At 39.5% G+C, this 18971-nt stretch carries 20 protein-coding genes; 16 read left to right on the top strand and 4 right to left on the bottom strand.

The window, feature by feature from the left end:
- Positions 1-25 precede the first annotated feature (25 nt).
- The 9 genes from J2S78_RS00995 to J2S78_RS00955 all read left to right on the top strand — a co-directional run bounded on the left by J2S78_RS00995 (position 26) and on the right by J2S78_RS00955 (position 8894).
- On the top strand, positions 26-1009 hold the full coding sequence (locus J2S78_RS00995) for an aldo/keto reductase (protein ID WP_306895449.1): 984 nt from the start codon (positions 26-28) through the stop codon (positions 1007-1009).
- Positions 1010-1298: 289 nt separating this feature from the next.
- Positions 1299-3134, top strand: a complete 1836-nt coding sequence (locus tag J2S78_RS00990; RefSeq protein WP_306895447.1) for a hypothetical protein — start codon at positions 1299-1301, stop codon at positions 3132-3134.
- 27 nt (positions 3135-3161) lie between these two features.
- Positions 3162-3737 (top strand): signal peptidase I SipW, encoded by a 576-nt coding sequence (gene sipW, locus J2S78_RS00985; protein WP_306895445.1) that lies wholly within the window; start codon positions 3162-3164, stop codon positions 3735-3737.
- A gap of 72 nt (positions 3738-3809) precedes the next feature.
- Positions 3810-4403, top strand: a complete 594-nt coding sequence (locus J2S78_RS00980) for a CalY family protein (protein WP_125560448.1) — start codon at positions 3810-3812, stop codon at positions 4401-4403.
- Between the two features lie 78 nt (positions 4404-4481).
- Entirely contained in the window at positions 4482-5045 is a 564-nt protein-coding gene (locus J2S78_RS00975; protein WP_306895442.1) for a TasA family protein, read from the top strand.
- A gap of 71 nt (positions 5046-5116) precedes the next feature.
- Positions 5117-5791, top strand: coding sequence for a TasA family protein (locus J2S78_RS00970; RefSeq protein WP_306895440.1), 675 nt, complete (start codon positions 5117-5119; stop codon positions 5789-5791).
- Entirely contained in the window at positions 5788-6402 is a 615-nt protein-coding gene (locus J2S78_RS00965) for a class D sortase (protein ID WP_306895439.1), read from the top strand. The genes J2S78_RS00970 and J2S78_RS00965 overlap by 4 nt, the downstream gene beginning before the upstream one ends.
- Positions 6403-6490: 88 nt before the next feature.
- Positions 6491-7561 carry a M20/M25/M40 family metallo-hydrolase gene (locus J2S78_RS00960; RefSeq protein WP_306895437.1) on the top strand — a complete coding sequence of 357 codons (1071 nt, stop codon included), beginning with the start codon at positions 6491-6493 and terminating at the stop codon, positions 7559-7561.
- A gap of 115 nt (positions 7562-7676) precedes the next feature.
- Complete coding sequence (locus J2S78_RS00955; RefSeq protein WP_306895435.1) at positions 7677-8894, top strand: multidrug effflux MFS transporter; 1218 nt, start codon at positions 7677-7679, stop codon at positions 8892-8894.
- 64 nt (positions 8895-8958) lie between these two features.
- On the opposite strand, the gene J2S78_RS00950 is transcribed toward J2S78_RS00955, so the two are convergent.
- Entirely contained in the window at positions 8959-9789 is an 831-nt protein-coding gene (locus J2S78_RS00950) for a MurR/RpiR family transcriptional regulator (protein WP_306895433.1), read from the bottom strand.
- Positions 9790-9956: 167 nt separating this feature from the next.
- Here J2S78_RS00950 and J2S78_RS00945 point away from each other — a divergent pair, with 167 nt between their 5' ends.
- The 4 genes from J2S78_RS00945 to J2S78_RS00930 are packed head-to-tail and all read left to right on the top strand — an operon-like array spanning position 9957 to position 14149.
- Positions 9957-10847: a DUF8171 family membrane protein gene (locus J2S78_RS00945; RefSeq protein ID WP_306895432.1), complete on the top strand. Its 891-nt coding sequence runs from the start codon at positions 9957-9959 to the stop codon at positions 10845-10847.
- A gap of 2 nt (positions 10848-10849) precedes the next feature.
- Complete coding sequence (locus J2S78_RS00940; protein ID WP_306895430.1) at positions 10850-12598, top strand: ABC transporter ATP-binding protein; 1749 nt, start codon at positions 10850-10852, stop codon at positions 12596-12598.
- The gene (locus tag J2S78_RS00935; protein ID WP_306895428.1) at positions 12558-13403 is read left to right on the top strand and encodes an energy-coupling factor transporter transmembrane component T family protein; all 846 of its coding nucleotides are present in this window, start codon (positions 12558-12560) and stop codon (positions 13401-13403) included. The genes J2S78_RS00940 and J2S78_RS00935 overlap by 41 nt, the downstream gene beginning before the upstream one ends.
- Positions 13400-14149 carry a PHP domain-containing protein gene (locus tag J2S78_RS00930; RefSeq protein ID WP_306895425.1) on the top strand — a complete coding sequence of 250 codons (750 nt, stop codon included), beginning with the start codon at positions 13400-13402 and terminating at the stop codon, positions 14147-14149. Before J2S78_RS00935 ends, J2S78_RS00930 begins: the two co-directional genes overlap by 4 nt.
- A gap of 155 nt (positions 14150-14304) precedes the next feature.
- Here the strand turns inward: J2S78_RS00930 and dhaM are convergent, their stop codons facing one another.
- Genes dhaM through dhaK form a run of 3 tightly spaced genes read right to left on the bottom strand, consistent with a single transcriptional unit; the run spans position 14305 to position 16300 of the window.
- The gene (gene dhaM / locus J2S78_RS00925) at positions 14305-14700 is read right to left on the bottom strand and encodes a dihydroxyacetone kinase phosphoryl donor subunit DhaM (protein WP_306895423.1); all 396 of its coding nucleotides are present in this window, start codon (positions 14698-14700) and stop codon (positions 14305-14307) included.
- Positions 14693-15322 carry a dihydroxyacetone kinase subunit DhaL gene (dhaL, locus tag J2S78_RS00920; protein ID WP_306895420.1) on the bottom strand — a complete coding sequence of 210 codons (630 nt, stop codon included), beginning with the start codon at positions 15320-15322 and terminating at the stop codon, positions 14693-14695. The genes dhaM and dhaL overlap by 8 nt, the downstream gene beginning before the upstream one ends.
- A gap of 21 nt (positions 15323-15343) precedes the next feature.
- Entirely contained in the window at positions 15344-16300 is a 957-nt protein-coding gene (gene dhaK / locus J2S78_RS00915; RefSeq protein WP_306895419.1) for a dihydroxyacetone kinase subunit DhaK, read from the bottom strand.
- Between the two features lie 431 nt (positions 16301-16731).
- Between dhaK and J2S78_RS00910 the strand changes: the two genes are divergently transcribed.
- The 3 genes from J2S78_RS00910 (at position 16732) to J2S78_RS00900 (ending at position 18904) form a co-directional block, all read left to right on the top strand.
- On the top strand, positions 16732-17139 hold the full coding sequence (locus J2S78_RS00910; protein WP_306895417.1) for a GNAT family N-acetyltransferase: 408 nt from the start codon (positions 16732-16734) through the stop codon (positions 17137-17139).
- A gap of 488 nt (positions 17140-17627) precedes the next feature.
- On the top strand, positions 17628-18251 hold the full coding sequence (locus tag J2S78_RS00905) for a class I SAM-dependent methyltransferase (protein ID WP_306895415.1): 624 nt from the start codon (positions 17628-17630) through the stop codon (positions 18249-18251).
- A 164-nt stretch (positions 18252-18415) separates the two neighbouring features.
- Positions 18416-18904, top strand: a complete 489-nt coding sequence (locus J2S78_RS00900) for a hypothetical protein (protein ID WP_306895414.1) — start codon at positions 18416-18418, stop codon at positions 18902-18904.
- Positions 18905-18971 lie beyond the last annotated feature (67 nt).

Below are 18971 nucleotides of genomic sequence, written 5' to 3'. Positions count from 1 at the left end.
TTTATGAAAAAGGTTGGTGACTTAAATGCGATATCGACAATTAGGAAGCACCGATTTAAATGTAAGTGAAATTAGTTTTGGAACATGGGCCATTGGCGGAGCGTGGGGAGATACGAACGACAAAGAAGCATTAAATGGATTAGAGCGGGCTATGAACGAAGGCGTAAATTTTTTCGACACAGCTGACGTATACGGAGATGGCCACAGCGAAGAATTGCTTGCAAAAGCGACAAAAGGCAAAGAGGATAAAATATATGTGGCTAGTAAATTTTGCCGTGCCGGAGACATACATGATTCAACGACGTATTCTGAAGCTTCTGTAACTACTTACTTGGAGAATACCCTTCAACGTCTTGGGCGGGAGCGATTAGATTTATACCAAATTCACTGCCCTCCAATGGAAATTTTAAAAGACGGAAACGTTTTTCATGTCCTCGATAAACTCCAACAACAAGGCAAAATCCGTCATTACGGAGTCAGTGTTGAAACAGTTGAAGAAGGGCTACTTTGCCTGGAACATCCAAATGTACGAGCGTTGCAGGTCATTTTTAATATTTTTCGGCAAAAACCTGCTGAACAGCTTCTTCCAAAAGCAAAAGCACAGGGTGTCGGTATTCTGACGAGATTACCTCTTGCCAGCGGATTACTAACAGGGAAATTCACAAAAGCAAGTTCCTTCTCGGAGGATGATCACCGCAGCTTTAACCGCGAAGGAGAAAAATTTAATGTGGGTGAAACCTTCGCTGGACTTCCTTTCGAAAAAGGAGTGGAGTTAAGCGAAAACCTTAACTGGATTGCAGATGGACGGGGAAATATGACTCGTGCCGCTTTAAAATGGATTTTAGAACACGAAGAAGTAACTTGTGTCATCCCTGGATTTAAATCAGTAAGACAAGTCGAAGATAACTTACAGGCCCATCAAAGTGCTGGCTATTCTAAAGAAGAAATGAACCGACTACACAATTTTTATACTCAAAACGTTTTCCCTCATATTCGCGGTTCTTATTAAAACATAGACACGACAAAAGCTGACGAAAAGAACGCACGTCAGCTTTTAATATTGCCTTTATGTTCTTTATATTGCACAAAAACGTTCATTTTCGACGTAAAATTAAGTAAAAAAAAGATATACAAAGTATTATTGACATATTTGTTCGTTATAACGATTGAAAGTTATATTTAGAGTTTTGCATTTTCGAAATACAATTATATACTACATTTATTGATTCGTTATAAAGAACGATAAAACCCTAAAAAAAGAACGAAAAATGTAGTTATTGAAAAAAGGGGGGCTTGATTTGGAAAAAAGAAGCACTATCTTTAAACGACAACGAAAACAAAGAAGAGCTAAGCAAGTGACATTATGTCTTGCTTCTGGATTTTTTCTCTTAGGGACAAGCCCTCTTTATGTAGGAAATACATTTGGACAATTTCATAACCACGATAACACAAGAACAAACGTCACAGCATGTGAAGTATTTCCTAGTTACGTACAAGATTTATTAGACGAAGCCAATCACAATATTACGCAGATAGAAGAGCTTAAAAGTTCACTTCCTAATAAAAGCGTACAAATAAAACCATTGCGTGCATCTGGAAACGTAAGCTCAGCGAAACAATTACGTTCCTATGCCAATGACATTGATAAACATATTAATTCTCTGAAACAGACAAAGTCAGACAGAAAAGAAGATATTGAACACACGCAATCCATTGAAAATAAAATGATGGAAAAAGTAAAAGATCTCTATTCTGTCCTTTCCGAGTTAAATGAGATTACTCAGATTGATGAGCTTTATTGTCTCGAAAATGACGGAGAGTACAGCAAAATTAAAAAAACGAACAAGTCACTACATGATCTTAATCTCGGTCATCATGATATTACAGACTTGTTTGAATTTTTTCAAACGATTCATCCTGCCATCTCTAGGCCTGAGAATATCGACGAAACTCTTTTAACCTATTTTCAAGAACAAATAGAAGAAGAAATCTCGGAAACAGTTACTTCTGTAGAAAAAGATATTTCTGAAATCAATACAGAGATAAAAAACATGGAGCAAAAACAACAATCAGTCTTACGTTCTGCTAAGAAAAAAGAAAAAGAAGAACGAGAACGTCAAAAGCAATTAGAGGAGGAGAAAAAGAAAGAAAAACAAGAAGAGAAAGAAGAAAAAGAGAAAGAAGAAAATGCCTCTGACTCCGAAAATACTGATGACAAAGAGGAGAACGATAATAAAACAGAGGATAATTCTTCCGAAAGTGAAAAGAGCAAAGAGGAGGACAACGAGACTCCTGATAATCAAGATGAATCTTTGGACGGCGATGAAGCCAAGGACGAGGACAATTCTTCAGATGGTGATGATTCCATGGACGACGACAAGTCTTCTGACGACGATGACAATGAGTCCCCCAACCAAGACGAGGACAACCTTGAAGATGAGAACCTGGACAATTCTTCCGACGAGGATGACTCCATGGACGAAGATACGTCTTCTTCCGACGATGACAATGAGTCTTCCAACCAAGACGAGGACAACCTTGAAGACGAGAACCTGGACAATTCTTCAGATGGTGATGATTCCATGGACGACGATGACAATGAGTCCCCCAACCAAGACGAGGACAACCTTGAAGACGAGAACCTGGACAACTCTTCAGACGAGGATGAAGCCAAGGACGAAGATACGTCTTCTTCCGACGATGACAATGAGTCTTCCAACCAAGACAAGGACAACCTTGAAGACGAGAACCTGGACAACTCTTCAGACGAGGATGACTCCAAAGACGACGACAAGTCTTCTTCCGATAATGGCGAATCCTCTTCTGACCAAGACGAGGAGAGCCGTAAGGACGAGAACCAAGACAACTTTTCGGACGGTGATGAAGCCAAGGACGAATACAAGTCCTCCTCCAACCAGGACGAGAAAGAGGACAAAGATTCTGATAAAGATACTGACTCAGACAAAAATACAGACAATCACTCGTCGGATTCTAAGAACAACAAACAAGATAAAAAAACACCAGATCACAATGATACACCAGACAAAACTAAACAACATTCTAAAAAAGAAAAAAAGGACAAGCCTGAAAAGAAAACTAGTGACAGCAAAAAATCTAATAAACCTGACTCTTAAAATACTTTATTGTAAAGGAGGATTCAAATGAAAAAACTTCTTCGATTCATGAGTGGAACACTTACTGTGCTATTGTTTACCGCTTTAATATGTATGATTGTTGTCGTTATTTCTTCAAAAGCTTCCGGAGGAAACCCATCCATCATGGGATATGAAATAAAAAGTGTTTTATCTGGATCCATGGAGCCAACCTTTCAAACAGGCTCCGTCATCGCCATAGAACCGACAGAAGACGGAACCGGCTACGAAGAAGGAGATGTTATTACCTATCAGCAGGAACAAGACGTTCTTGTCACTCACCGGATAACCAATGTCAGTGAGAGCGGCGGAGATGTCATTTATGAAACAAAAGGCGACAATAATGACGCTGTTGATATGAATCCTGTATTAGCAGACAACGTCGTCGGCAAATATGTCGACTTCACTATTCCGTATCTTGGATATTTGGTTGACTTTGCTAACTCTCAAACCGGAGCTCTTCTGCTTCTAGTCGTTCCGGGAATTATCGTTTTCTTATACGGTATCTTCTCTGTTTGGCGAGAATTAACAAAACTAGAGAAAAAAACACAAAAAGATTCTACAAATGAATCATCTAATGTATAACCAATCGATTGATCTCCTTGTGTCCCGCAAGGATTCAATATATAAAATCATAATTTAAGAGGAGGAATTATTATGGGATTGAAAAAGAAATTAGGTTTAGGGGTTTCCACAGCTGCACTAGGACTATCTTTAATCGGGGGAGGAACATTTGCATACTTCAGTGACACTGCAGATGCCAATGGTACATTTTCTGCCGGTACCATCGATTTGACAGCTGAGCCGGAAACAGTCATTGATGTAGATAACTTAAAGCCAGGGGATTGGATGATTCGTTCGTTCGAATTAGAAAATAACGGCTCTCTTGACATCGGCTCCATCAAAATGGACACAGATTATTCCGTGGACGATGTAGAAGGAGATAACGCAGAAGATTTTGGTGAACATATCGAAGTAAGCTTCCTTTATAACGACGATAAGGACGACACTGTTATTTACAGCACGTCTTTAGCGGATCTACAATCACAAGATCCTGATGTGATTGAAGGCAACATCTTCAGCGGTTGGTTTGGTGAGATTGGCGGACTTCTAGAAGCCGGCACATCAGATGAACTACATGTTATGTTTGAATTTGTAGACAACGGTGAAGATCAAAACGAATTCCAAGGAGATGCTCTTGACCTTACTTGGGAATTCGAAGCAATGCAGACAGATGGAGAAGAAAAATAATTCAACTAAATATATAAATAGAAAAGGGGCGGGACATCCTTCCTGCCCCTTTTCACTTAACTACTAGGAGGAAACAACATGGGATTGAAAAAGAAACTAGGATTAGGCGTTTCAACAGCTGCACTTGGCCTTTCATTAATAGGTGGCGGAACATTTGCTTACTTTAGCGACAGCGCTGAAGCAAATGGAACATTTTCTGCCGGAACGTTAGATTTAGAAGCAAAACCAACAACAGTGATTGACCTTGAAAACATAAAACCCGGTGATACGTTTGAACGTCCTTATAAATTAAAAAACAACGGTTCTCTTGATATCGCCGAAATTATGATGACAACCGATTATAATGTTATCGACGCGGAAAATGATAACGGAAGCGAAAATTTTGCTGAACATATAGAAGTAACGTTTGTTTGGAATGATGATAAAGAACATACTTCCGTTTATAAAGAGACATTGGACGAGCTCAAAGGTATGGAGCCTGATGTTTTAGGAGATGAAGTCCTTAAAGCAGGCGATTATGATGAAATGTATGTAAAATTTGAATTCGTCGATAACGGCGAAGATCAAAACATCTTCCAAGGTGATGCTATCGAAGTGGAATGGACATTTGAAGGCATGCAAGGAGATGGAGAGGAAAAATAATTTGAAGCAGAAGAAAGGAATATCTATCTCCTTTCTTCTATTTTTAAATGATAAGGGGGGGATAAATCGCCATGCAGATTGTATTTAAAGGATTGTGTTTATATGGAATCATTGCTTTGTTCTTTCTTATTTTAAAACCATTTGGATCCACGGTCGCATTAGATGCAGCTCCCGTTGTTGATTTAACAACCTCACCTGAAAATCGTTTTATAGAAGTGGACAACTTAAAACCAGGAGATTATATGACACGCTCCATCACTGTAAATAATGAAGGAAATCAAGACGTGAACTACGTGATGACTTCACAAAAACAGTCAGGTTCGGACTTACTTTTTGAACAACTTGATCTTTCTGTTGCTGACGACAAGACAACCCTTTATCAGGGAAAAATGCATGAATTTGACGGATTCCGCACACAATCTCTTGACGTCAATGGCCACGATGAATTACAAGTGACCGTTGAATTCCCAGCGGAATCAGGCAATGAGTTTCAAAACTTAACGACTGATGTCCTATTTCAATTTTTAGCAGAAGAACAGACTGATACTACACCTTCAGATCCAGGCCAGCCCGACGAAGGACTCGGTAATCCCGGTGACGACACTATGCTGCCAAATGGACTCCCACAAACGGGAGAAGAACCTCAAACACTATTTTACATATTGGGCGGAATGATATTTGCTATCGGTATATCCATACTGGTCATAGCGAGACAAAAAGAACTATTAGGGAGGAGTATTGCGTGAAATGGATAGCACTCGTATTCATTGTTGCTGGAATTTCTATTGGCGGTTATCCGTTCGTCCAAGATTACCTTTCCTCTTCTCAACAAGAGCAAATGTTGCAGGCATTTAGTAATGAAAAAGGAGAAGCTTCCATGTCTCACAGAGCACAAACCTATGCAGCGGTTAACAATACCCTAGATAACGGCCAAACAACATCATCCACGGAGCCGGACTCTTCTATTGCCTCTGCTATTCTAGAAATACCTGCCATTGACTTAGAAGTTCCCGTTGTGGACGGGACATCTTCGTCTCACTTAGAAAATGCGGCCGGACGTATCCGTTCTACTGCTCTTCCTGGTGAAAAGGGAAATACAGCCATTGCTGCTCATCGCAGCTATACAGAAGGAAATTTATTCAATCGGTTAGATGAAGTGAAATCCGGAGACAAAATCCATGTAACAACAAAAAACAGTGTTTACGTTTATGAGGTAGAAGACTCGTTTTTAGTCCTCCCGGAAAACACCTCCGTCTTGAATCAACCAACAGACTCCTCCATTCTTACTTTGATTACGTGCCATCCTATGAAAGACCCCACCCATCGATTAATCGTTCAAGCTTCCCTGCAACCATAACCTCGTTTTTGTTTCATTTTGTTTGGACTAACAAAAAAGCATATAATGGAATAAAACGTAGTATAAGTATAAAGGAGCGATATGAGCTATGAACGATTCTTCAAAAACATTTTTATATGATTTACTCCAAACCCCCTCCCCTTCCGGCATGGAAGAAAACATTCAAAAGAAGTGGCTTCGTTACGTTAAACCTCATGCCGACCAATTACATACAGACGGCGCTGGTAATGCTCTGGCAACCATTCATCCAGATGCTCCCTTCCGCATTGCACTTGCCGGACATTCCGATGAAATTGGTTTCCTTATTAAATCCATTGATAACAACGGGTATATTTATATGGAAAAGCTGGGCGGTATCAGTCATAAACCTGCGATTGGAATGAAAGTTGACATTTTAGGAAAATACGGCCGGCTCACTGGTGTAATCGGTACGAAAGCAGAACATCATGGTGGCGCCAAAGATTCGTTTAGCTTTTCTGATTTATTTATTGATTGCGGAGCAACGTCTAAAGAAGAGGTCGAATCCTTTATTGCTGTCGGAGATACAGCCGTTTACAAACGCAGTCCTGAAACCTTGTTAAATCAACGTATCAGCGGTCGCGGTCTTGATAACCGTACTGGTTCTTTTATTGTTGCGGAAACGTTCCGACGTTTGGAAAATCAGGTGAATACCAATGTCGGGGTCCATGCCGTTAGTACAGTCAATGAAGAAACAAATATGGGCGGCGCTTATTTTGCCGGTGCGAGTCTCGCGCCTGACCTTGCGATTGCTGTCGACGTCACCTTCGCCACAGATTATCCAGGGGCGAATAACGATAAAACGGCAGAAGTGACGCTCGACGGTGGACCAGTTCTTGCCAAAGGAGCACCGATTAATCGCAAAGCCAATACACTTTTAGAAGAAGCAGCCGCATCCGTTGGATTACCTGTTCAATACGAGTTAACTCCACGACAAACCGGGACAGATGCCGACCAATTAAGAAAAACGGCCCAAGGCACTCCAATAGCTGTCGTGTCTTTACCGCTTCGATATATGCACGCTCCTGTAGAAACTGTCAGTTTGAACGATATCGAGCAAACCATCGAATTACTCGTCTCCTTCCTTTCACGTTTGAATGGAAACGAAGATATAAAACCCGTTTCTCTAGATTCGATTTAACAGAGAAAATACTTTATCTTCATGTAAAAATATACGAAACTAGTAACAATTATTTCTACTTTCATGTAAAATATGAAGCGTTCTTTAATACGTAAGAAAGGTGCTTGGTATACATATGGAACCTTCATCTGCTGCACCGCAACCGTTAACAAAGGCTCGTCGAATCTGGATGGCGATTCTTCTCGGATCATTAGCTGCTTTCGGTCCACTAACCATCGATATGTACTTACCGAGTTTCCCATCCATTGCAAATGATTTAGACACAAGTGCCTCCCTTGTTCAATTAAGTTTAACAGCTTGTTTGTTGGGGTTAGCTGGCGGTCAGCTTGTCATCGGCCCCGTCAGCGATATGAAAGGTCGAAAAGGACCGATGATGATCTCGTTATCTGCCTATGTCGCTGCGTCTATTCTATGTGTATTTGCTCCCTCGATATGGGTTCTCATTGCAGCACGATTCTTGCAAGGTTTCTCTGCTTCAGCTGGGATTGTCATTTCCCGTGCGGTCGTTCGTGACTTATATACGGGAAAAGAGCTGACAAAATTCTTCGCTTTATTAATGTTAGTAAACGGCCTCGCTCCTATCCTAGCTCCTGTTGCTGGAGGAATTATACTCGAGCTGACGACTTGGCACGGAGTGTTTGCGATTCTTAGTGTTATCGGTCTATTCATGCTGATAACCGTATTCACACTTCTTCCTGAAACATTAACTGATGAAAATCGTGCAACAACCGGTATCAAGAAAACAATCCTGACGTTCGGAGATTTAGTCAAAGATCGAACATTTACCGGCTACGCTCTCGCCCAAGGTCTAGTCATGGCCGGTATTTTCGCCTATGTTTCCGGAACTCCTTTCGTATATCAGGGAATATACGGGGTATCAGCTCAAGTATTTAGTTTTTTGTTTGCTATAAACGGCATCGGCCTCATTATCGGCAGTCAATTAACCGGACGGCTTGCCGGTATCATTGCAGAAACAAAAATATTGTTCACCGGATTACTTGTTACTACAAGCGCAAGCCTATTTTTAATGGCAATGATTATGATAGAAGCACCGCTCATTTTCATTGTTATTCCGATTTTTTTCATTGTATCTTGTGTCGGCATCGTTACAACCACCTGTTTTTCTCTTGCTATGGAATCACAAGGACACCGAGCCGGAAGTGCTTCGGCGCTACTAGGATTACTGCCATTTTTATTTGGAGCCACTTCCGCCCCTCTCACCGGTGTGGCCGGTGAACATACAGCAGTGCCTATGGGGCTTATCATTTTAATCGCCGACCTCAGCGCACTTTCCTGTTATTTACTGCTTGTTAGAAAAAAAACTGACAAATAAGGAGCTCGCCACTGGCGGAACTCCTTATTTAATGTTTTCCTTTCCTTAACAAATGAAACTTATACTATTTATTCTGGAAAGCATAACGTTTTCTTAACTGCTGCAGATTGTGTAGGTTATCCATGACCATTTCTTCTCTTTTTCTTCCAATTTCTACAATCAAACTTTCAATCAGCGCAACAGGTGCCACCATAGAATGAAATTCCCACATTTCTCCTCGTTCTGTATATAATACAACATCTGCCCTCGGTATAAATTCAAACACCCGTAAGTCAGTGATTAATATTGTTGAAATCCCTTTTTCTTCCGCGTAATCAAACAATGCCCTTGTTTCCGGAAGCGGTTTGGCAAAACCAAAAATTACGATAACATCCTCCTGTTGAAAATGAATCATATCTTCCACCAGCTTTTGGCCGCTTTCTGGCAAAACGTGAACGTGAACTCCAAAACGTTGCAGGCGAAACGAAAACAAAGATGTTAATGATGCTGCCGGACCGTAACCAAACATATGAACCGTCTGAGCGTGATTTAATAGTTTGACCGCATCCATGAATGTATCTTCTGTCATTTCTTTAGACGTTGTTTCTAAATAGGAACGACTTTGTTGAATCATAGATTGAACAACTTCTGATGATTCTGTCTTCGAAATAATTGTTTCCATTTTGTTGGCCGGGGTCTCCGCAAACCTAGACTTCACTTCCTCCTTAAATGCTTTGAAGCTTTCAAAGCCTACCTCTCGAAAAAAACGAGACACCGTCGCCATACTAACCCCCGATTCTCTAGCTATGTCTTCTTGCGTCAAATACGCTATTTTATTGTCTTGTTTGTATAAAAAATCAGCCACTTTTTGCTGATTAGGACTTAAAACCGAAGAATCAATTTGCAGCCACTCCATCCTATTCCCTCCTTTTGTTATCTCTATGTTAAATGATTTTTCATATTGAAAAAATACTTTCATTATTAAAAATAAGAAAAATTAATTTCATTTTTACCTTATCTTAACGTTTCCTTTATATATCCGTTTTACACTGAACTAGAAATCACATAAAGGAGGTTACTATTATGAATCAAAACTCATTACACCAGAAAAAAGAACTGAATCAATCTCAACAACTTATGATTTTCGTGCTATCGATGTCCCTTTTCGGTTTGGCCAACATCATTACTGAAATTGTGCCGGAATTTACGTTTGGACCAGTGGAACTATCCGTTTCCTATTTTGCATTCATCCCGCTTACAATGGTGTTTTTATTCAGTCCCCTGCCTGCAGCACTAGGCGCCCCGCTTGGAGAAATTATATTTGCAGATTTATTAATGGGAGACTTTGGAGGTATTGGAGAACTAGAAGGGTTTATTGAGTTTGGACTTGCCATGTATATTGCCGGTCTACTTGTGAGTGATCCTATGAATAAAAAACAAATCTCTATTGCTGTACTTGTCGGGGTTGGCATCGATCAAATGTTAAGTACTATCGTTGATATCGGGAAAGTTTGGATAGGTATAGAGGAATTAGAGGCTGTTCCTGGTGTGCCGGAAAGTATATTACTATTAGAAGGCATTAGTTTTGTCAACGAAATGCTGATTTCTGGTGTTTTATTCGGACTAATTCCTGCTTTATGGCTTGTGCCAAAACTATACGGAAAAATAGAACCTTTAATGGGTTTCGAGCCCCGTGGTGATAGGTCGTTCCGTTCTGCCACCGAAGTTGTAAGTGCTCGTTTTCTCATACTCGCTGTGTTTTTCTGCTTTGTCGCCATGATAGCTGAATTTATGGCAGAAATGGATGTGAATTTTGCCGTCTGGGAGCCGGAGTTTATTGAACAATTTGGACAACAGTTCTTATGGATCGGTGTATCAGCTGCTGTCATCGTACTGATTCTTGCAATCATGGGAATTTCTTATTTAAAGAAATCATCCACACCTGATACAAAATCTTCAAGAAAGGCTCAATAGTTATGAAAGATTCTATTATCCAATTAAATCATGTGAATTTTTCCTACCCCTTCGCTAAAGAAAATGTTCTTAACAATGTGACACTCTCTGTAGAACAAGGAGAATTTCTTGCTGTCATCGGCGGAAATGGAAGCGGAAAAACAACATTGTGCAAAACATTTAATGGTTTAATCCCCCATTATTATAATGGACAACTTTCTGGAGAGGTGAACATATATGGAGAAGACACGATAGAAACAAATGTCGCGATGCTTTCCAAACAAGTCGGCTATGTATACCAAGACTTTGAAAGTCAACTTGTTCGTCCACGTGTTATCGATGAGGTTCGATTTGCTCCGCTAAATTACGGATGGACCGATTACAAAAAACGGGGAGATGAAGCATTGGACATGCTAAACCTTACCCATTTAAAAAAAGAATTTATTTGGCAGTTAAGCGGCGGGCAGAAGCATCTTACCGCGTTAGCCAGTGTCTTATCCCTTCAACCTGAGATTATTATTGTGGATGAACCCGTTGCACAGCTTGACCCTGTTCATGCGCTCGAAATATATGAAACATTAAAACATTTAAATCAGGAATATGGAAAAACAATCATTGTCATCGAACATCATACTGAATTTATAGCGGAATACGCAGACTCCGTCTTGCTGATGGAAAACGGCACTACTAAGTGGAAGTACCCCACGTTTACAGCTATGCAGCGGACAAAAGAGCTGTTATCTCACAACATATTGCCGCCACCTGTCACTAGACTAGCGGAAGCATCAGATACATCTCATAAAGATGCAGCATTACCGGTTACATTTGACGAAGCCATTTCTTTCTTTAACGATAGGTCCTTTACAGCCAAAGGCCCTACGTTGAACTCTGTTCGTTCACCTGAACGAAAACCTAAGGAACTTGCTTCTTTTTACGGAGTAAAACAAGGATATAAAACCGTGGAAAAAAACTATAAATGGGTGTTTAGAAACCTGACATTGTCTTTGTATGAAGGAGAACGTATTGCATTAGTCGGGGGAAATGGTGCCGGAAAATCCAGTCTTATGAAAATGTTGACCGGAATTCTACGTCCCGCACTTGGAGACATAGTTGTTGATGGTATGCATGCATCTCAAACTTCACCAGAACGAATGGCAGAATCAGTAACTTACATTCACCAAAATCCAGAAGAGATGTTTATTGACGATAATATTCGAGCAGATATTGATTATTTTTCAAAAGCAAGAAACCTCGTAGATACAGAATCTTACGCTAAACAATTATGTCACATGTTTTCTTTACACCATCTTGAAGACAAAGATGGTCGTTTGTTAAGCGGTGGCCAACAACGACGAGCTTCTCTTGCCATTGGCCTTGGCACCAGACCTTCGTTGCTATTATTAGATGAACCTACAGCAAGCCTTGATATTAACAGCCGGGAAGAAATGACTCGTTTACTTCATGAATTAAAGGGACACGTCAAGACTACTGTTATCGCCACTCACGATATGGAGCTTGTTGCAGAATGGGCTACCCGTGTCATTGTGTTAAATGAAGGAGAAATCGAATATGACGGTGATCGGAGAGGATTATTTTCAAATCACGATTTAATGCGCCAATGCTCCCTTCATCCTCCACAAATCGTTCGATTGTCTGAAAAACTCGGTGTTTATCCTTCTGCCCTCTCCATTGCTGAGTTTTTAGAGTTAATGAAGAGAGGAGAAAGTGTCTATGAACCATATCAAACACCTGCTTTCGAAAATCAACGTTGAAACAATAAAGATTGAACTAATGAACACTGCGTATGGAGAGCGCTCTACCCTCATGGCAAAATTAGATCCAAGGGTGGCTATTATATGGTATTTAATGTTCGCCATTCTCCCTTGGTTTTTCTGGAACAATACTATTCTGATCGGCATGCTTCTATATATGATTGTATTAACCGCAGTTTCCCGTATCAGTCCACTCATTTTGTTTTTGTTATGCTTTGGAATTTTAACGGAGGCTGGTTATATTATCTTTGTTTCTATATTTTTCGGTGGTGATCTAACTGCCGCCTTAGCCCTGATGACTTTCACGATGAAATTAACTATTATTTCACTCGCCAGTATTGTCATTTTCACCAACATGGATCCAGAACGTTTTAGTGATGCGCTGTTACGTTTCAAAGTACCAGAAACTTTTTGCTTTGGTATTTCTTACGGGTATAGAATGCTGCCCATTCTCATTGACGAATACCAAAGTATCTTTCAATCGTTTCGACTGCGTGGAAAATATCCAGAGTCTAAAGGGGTGCTGGGCTGGCGCTATATTTATCATATATGTGTAACGACAGTGAAGGCATTCTACCCCATGATTTTAAACACTGCTAAGCGCACACGGACGACTGTGGAAGCTCTGGAGGTAAAGGGATTTACTTACGGCATGCATAATCCTAAAGCTAAAGAACTTAAACTTTCATACTTAAAAACAACCAAGAATGATGCATTGTTTTTAAGCATTACCTGCGTTGTACTTTTTCTAATCATTTACACCGGAAATACTTATCCAATAGAAAGGACGGTACACCAACTATGAATATAGATTTACACACACATGGGAAACTTACCAAAAAAACCGATTTTGATCTCGAATATTTTATGTCTATGGTCGAAGGAGCCAAAAAAAATGGACTCGATGCGTTTGCTTTAACTGAACACTTTAACACAAAACATTTCAGTGATGTCTACGAAACAATGAATCAACATTTCATTTATGAGAACAATTGCTACTACATTGATGGAATAAAAGTTTTTCCCGGGATGGAAGTGGACGTTAAAGAAGTGGGGCACATCCTTCTCATTGGCGACCGTGAAGACATACTAACTATGAACAACCAACTAGATCAGTATAAAGAGGATTTTCTCCCGTTTGAAAGACTATTACGTATGACTGACGATTATCAGTTGATTCGTATTGGTGCCCACCCTTTTCGTGAGTCCACCCCACTAACGGCCCATTCTTCCAGCTTATTAAAAGAGCTTGATAGCTTTGATCTGAATGGGAAGGATTTACACAGCTATGATAGCCAAGACATGAAAAGCCGTGTAGAAAAGTGGGCAGCGGAATTAAATATAAAAGTCACTGCCGGCAGTGACTCGCATCATCCTCTACAATTAGGAGCGGTGTGTAATAAATGCAGTGAAACGATTTCTACTATTACTGAGTTAAAACAAGCCATTTCAGAACAACCTAGCATTGATTTATCACCTTGTTTATCTACAAAAGTAGAAGCAGCTAAATATGTGAAAAAAACAATAAAAAACCACGTACTATCGATATAGTATTGCAGGGGATGTTCTAATATCGGCGTTGGGCACAGGACGTGATCGGTTTTAGCCGACGTTCCTTATAAGTCGCCGCATTCAGCTTCTGCCTCTGGTTTCATTCTCTATGTCAAAGGAAAGGAGCTGTACCTTTTGATACAGCTCCCTTTCGTTTATTCGGAAGTTTTCAGCCTCCGGGTCGTGACCTCTACTGCTTGTTTTACTTCTAGTAACGACTTCCCCAGTCCAGATTCAACAGTTGCGATATAAGCGCCTTCTACAAGGGGCGCATCAGCAGTTTCTACCAGGCCGCAAGAAAACATTTCTGCGGCAACCTCTGCATTCATCGATGCACTGCCCAAGTCATAAAACAATAAGACGCCCGCTTTTGAATAGGCTTGGTTTATAGCTTTTGTTATCTTCTCGACACTTGTGCCAATGTTTCCGTCATCCGTTCCACCTGCTGTAAAAATGTGAACATCAGGCTTTTTTACTTGGGATACAAGGTCAGCAATTCCATCTACTATCTTTTTACTGTGTGAAATGACAACGATATTTACTTTAGTCATGAGCGCCCTCCTCTATGTTTACGCTTTCATATAAAGCTTCAAACAACAGATAAGAAGAATAAGCTCCGGGGTCAATATGAGCCGTTGATGCTTCTCTGAAATAAGCAGCTCTTCCCTTTTTGGCTTGCATTCCGTTTGTGCTTTGCATTCCTTCTTTTGCTATTTCTTTTAATTCAATTGGCTGAACGTCATTTTTTTGAATATAATCCAAAACAGGCACCCACACATCTATTAATGTTTTCTCGCCACGATCTGCTTTTCCACGTGTTCTTAAACCTTCAACTGCCGCTTCCAATCCCTGTATTAACAATTCTTCTGTTATTGTTGGGCTGCCTTTCCATTCATCCGCAGCTTTTAAGAACGCTGTCCCATATAACGGCCCCGCAGCTCCTCCCACTTTTGATATAAGTGTCATCGCAACGTCTTTCATGAGAGCACCTATTTCTTGATAGTCTTCCCTCTCTATCTTTTTCACCACTTCTTCAAAACCTCTGCCTAAGTTGTGCCCATGATCCCCATCTCCTATCGGCTGATCAAGTTCGGATAAATATTCCTTATTCTCTTGTATCTTTTGATTGGAAACATGCATCCAGCGTTTTACGTCTTCCACCGATAAATTCATCCATCATCCCTCCATTTTGGATTACAACAAGTATGATTCCAACGTCTGATCCAAGCGTAATACCGTAATCGAACACCCTGCCATTTCAAGCGATGTCATATATTCACCAACCATAGAATGTTTCAAATGTATGTTCTTTTCTTCAAGTAATTGCGCTACTTTACGGTGCACGATATAAAGTTCCATCAGCGGCGTCGATCCCTGTCCATTTGTCATCACTGCAACGTCTTCACCGGCTGTGACGTCTAAATCATCCAACACGGTCTCTAGCAATTCTTCCGCTATACAGTTGGCTTCTTTTAAAGGTTTTCGTTCCATTCCCGGTTCCCCGTGGATACCCGTTCCAATCTCCATTTCATCTGCTTCTAGAGTAAATCCAGGTTTGCCCGAGGCAGGTACAATACTAGGTTTTAATGACACTCCCATAGATCTGACATTTCCTGCCGTATGTCGTGCTAATTCAACAGCTTCCTTTAAATTCAATCCTTCTTCTACAGCGGTTCCAACAATTTTATGAACAAAAATCGTACCTGCCACTCCACGCCGATCTTCTTCCTCTGCAACAGCTGTATCATCTTTTACGATGACCTGCTCCGTTTGAATTCCTTCTGCTTCTGCCATTTCTGCAGCCATGTCAAAATTCATCACGTCCCCGCTGTAATTTTTCACGATAAGAAGGACACCATTGCCGCTGTCGACTGCTTTTATCGCTTTAAATATTTGATCTGGTGTCGGTGATGTAAATACTTCACCAGCGACTGCAGCATCTAACATATTTTCTCCAACAAATCCGGCATGAGCTGGTTCATGGCCACTTCCTCCGCCACTTACCAGTCCTACTTTTCCAATGACAGGCGCCTCGTTACGCACCAGTACATTAGAATCAGGAAGTCGTTTTAACGTATGAGAATGGACTGCTTCTATTCCTTCCAACATTTCATCTACCACGTTCTCTGGATTGTTTACTATTTTTTTCATTAAGTTCCAATCCTCCCTTAATTGCCTCTTTACCCTTTATCGTTTTACTTTATTCTACATTCGTTTCTTATTATCCTTTAAAAGTTTTAAAGAAGCTTATTTCATGATAGGTAATAAAGCTCGCATCTCGCATCACCAGAATGAGACGATCAATGGAAAAAGTGCACTAGATATAGATGTCACAGATTTTTAATAATGAAAATTTGTAAGATGAAAAGTAGGTGGGGGTTATTATCTTGACAAGATTACCCGGAACAAGAAAAGCGTCTTTTTTATGAAATAAAAGATTGAGTTAATGGCCCTATTTTGAAATAATTGGCATTAGGTAATAGAGCAGTTTAGTTAAACAACTCATTGCAAAATCTAATTATACAGTGTGTAATAATGCAATAAAATACATATTTATTCGATTATTTCTAGGGGAGATTTGTTTGACAATTAATTATAGGGGTACAGTACCAAATAAAGAAGAATTTTATCAATTATATGAAACTACAGGATGGAATGCTAACGGAACCTTTACTAAGGAGGATCTGTTTAAAGCAATAAGTAATAGTTGGTATTTGATTTCAGTTTATAATGATGAAAAATTAATTGCTTTCGGTCGCATTATCTCAGATGGAGTGTACCAAACCTTTATCGGAGATATGATAGTTCATCCAGACTATCAAAATAGAGGTATTGGGAGTAAGATTTTAAACTTGCTTGTTGAGAAGTGTAAAGAGAGTGGTATTAAATGGGTTCAACTTTCCAGTGCAAGGGGAAAAATAGATTTTTACAAAAAACTCGGTTTCCAAGAAAGACCTATAGATGGACCCGGTATGCAAAAATTCATATAAGAGGTTATTCAAACTAAAGTACTTCTTGAATAAGTGCTCGCCCTAAGTTGGACCAGTTTGTTAAGTAAAACATATTAAACTAAAAGGGGCAGTGATAGATATGCAAAATTAAAATAGCAAACCAGAAGAAACGCAACATACGTAATGATGATATTAAGAGTTTTTACAATTCTAAAACCCACATTGAAAGGATGTATAAAATGGATTTAAAAAAGGAGCCGTCCTTCATACATATCAACCAGTAAGGAGTGGGGAAAATCCACAAAAAAGTGGGCAGGGTTGATAAATACGATGTCTTTCGATGCTCTGGGACAAAGTCGGTCCTCGAGCTGATCGATCAGTGCCGACGATATTGTTGTCTCAGCCCCTTCTTGTAAATAAAATTTATTACTCAGCCTGATTTTCATTTCCTTTTTTGTAACCTCTACTAATTCTGGATGTGTTTTGGATTATTTTTGGAGCCGAATTCAAAACTAAGGGGGTAAGAGATGAACAATCGTTGGAATGGTATGGTGTACAAAATTTGGTCCCCTCTATATGATAAATTATTTAATTCAGGTCATTTTCTCAACGCCCGAAAAATGATATTTCAAGGGAGTACATTAGATAGGACACAAAATATACTGTTCGTTGGTGTGGGAACTGGCGCTGACTTAGAACAAATTAACTACGGTGAATTAAGTATCACCGCAATAGACTACTCTCCAGAAATGCTTGAAAGGGCTAGGGAAAAATTCAAAGGTTCCTCCATACAGTTCAAAGAAATGGATGTACTGGATATGAGTTTTGACAATAATCAATTCGATTTAATAATAGGAAGTCTTATACTATCAGTGGTACCTGATCCAGATAAGTGTCTTAAGGAAATGACAAGGGTTTTAAAACAAGGCGGAGAAATTATTATCTTTGATAAATTTTCACCTAAAGGCAAAAGACTTTCTCCTTTGAAAAAAGTAATGAGACCCTTTATTAAGCTATTAGGCACTGACATAGGATTGAATTTTGAGTCCTTGTGTGAGAGGCATAAAGGAACTTTATCTGTAACAGAAGATACTCCACTAATGTTTAAAGGGATGTACAGAAAGATTGTGATTAGCAAAATTAACACATAATGCTGTTCAATTATAGGACGCTTATTCGGAACAAGAAAAGCGTCTTTTTTATGAAATAAAGGATTGAGTTAATGGCCTTATTTTGAAATAATTGGTATTAAGCAATAGGGTCGAATACTTTAAGACGTTTTTTCAATTCAATCTTTAAAGAAGGGGGAGTATAAGTGAGAGTAACTTTAGAATCATTTCGATTTGTTTTTATATTTTTCGTGCTCTTAACCGTTTTAAGCGTAATGAGTTACATGATTTATTATTCAATTATCGGTGACAATGCCGAACGTTATTATGGGTGGACTGCAGCGATTGGTACATTTGTTATAATGCTTTTTCTATATAGAAATAAGGGGTGGGGCAAGGGTTATATTAAAAAATCAATTCTTTGGCTTTCTCTTGTTTTAGTTGTTCTTTTGGCTATGTTTATTCCAGATTTATCTCCTACACATTTACACACTGATCGTTTTGTTTATTCTTATGGGTTTCCATTTAACTTCTTAACTGTCTATAGTGAAAGTGGATCAAAATTTCTTACTCCTAACCTACTTTCTAGCGGGGATGTTAACATGAGTATTGGAATTTTACTTAATTTCATTATTTTCTATTTTGTTGTACGCTTCATATTTGGAAAAAGAAAGCATTTTGATAAGACGAGTTAGAGTATCCTAAATCATCTTATATGGTGGACAAATTCGTTTTTTAGACTTCTCGATTTGTCTCGATCTT

Origin of the sequence: Salibacterium salarium, from assembly GCF_030813635.1 — a bacterium.
Lineage (GTDB): Bacteria > Bacillota > Bacilli > Bacillales > Marinococcaceae > Salibacterium > Salibacterium salarium.
The sequence above is the reverse complement of the archived record's forward strand: the minus strand, read 5'-3'. Positions and strand labels throughout refer to the sequence as shown.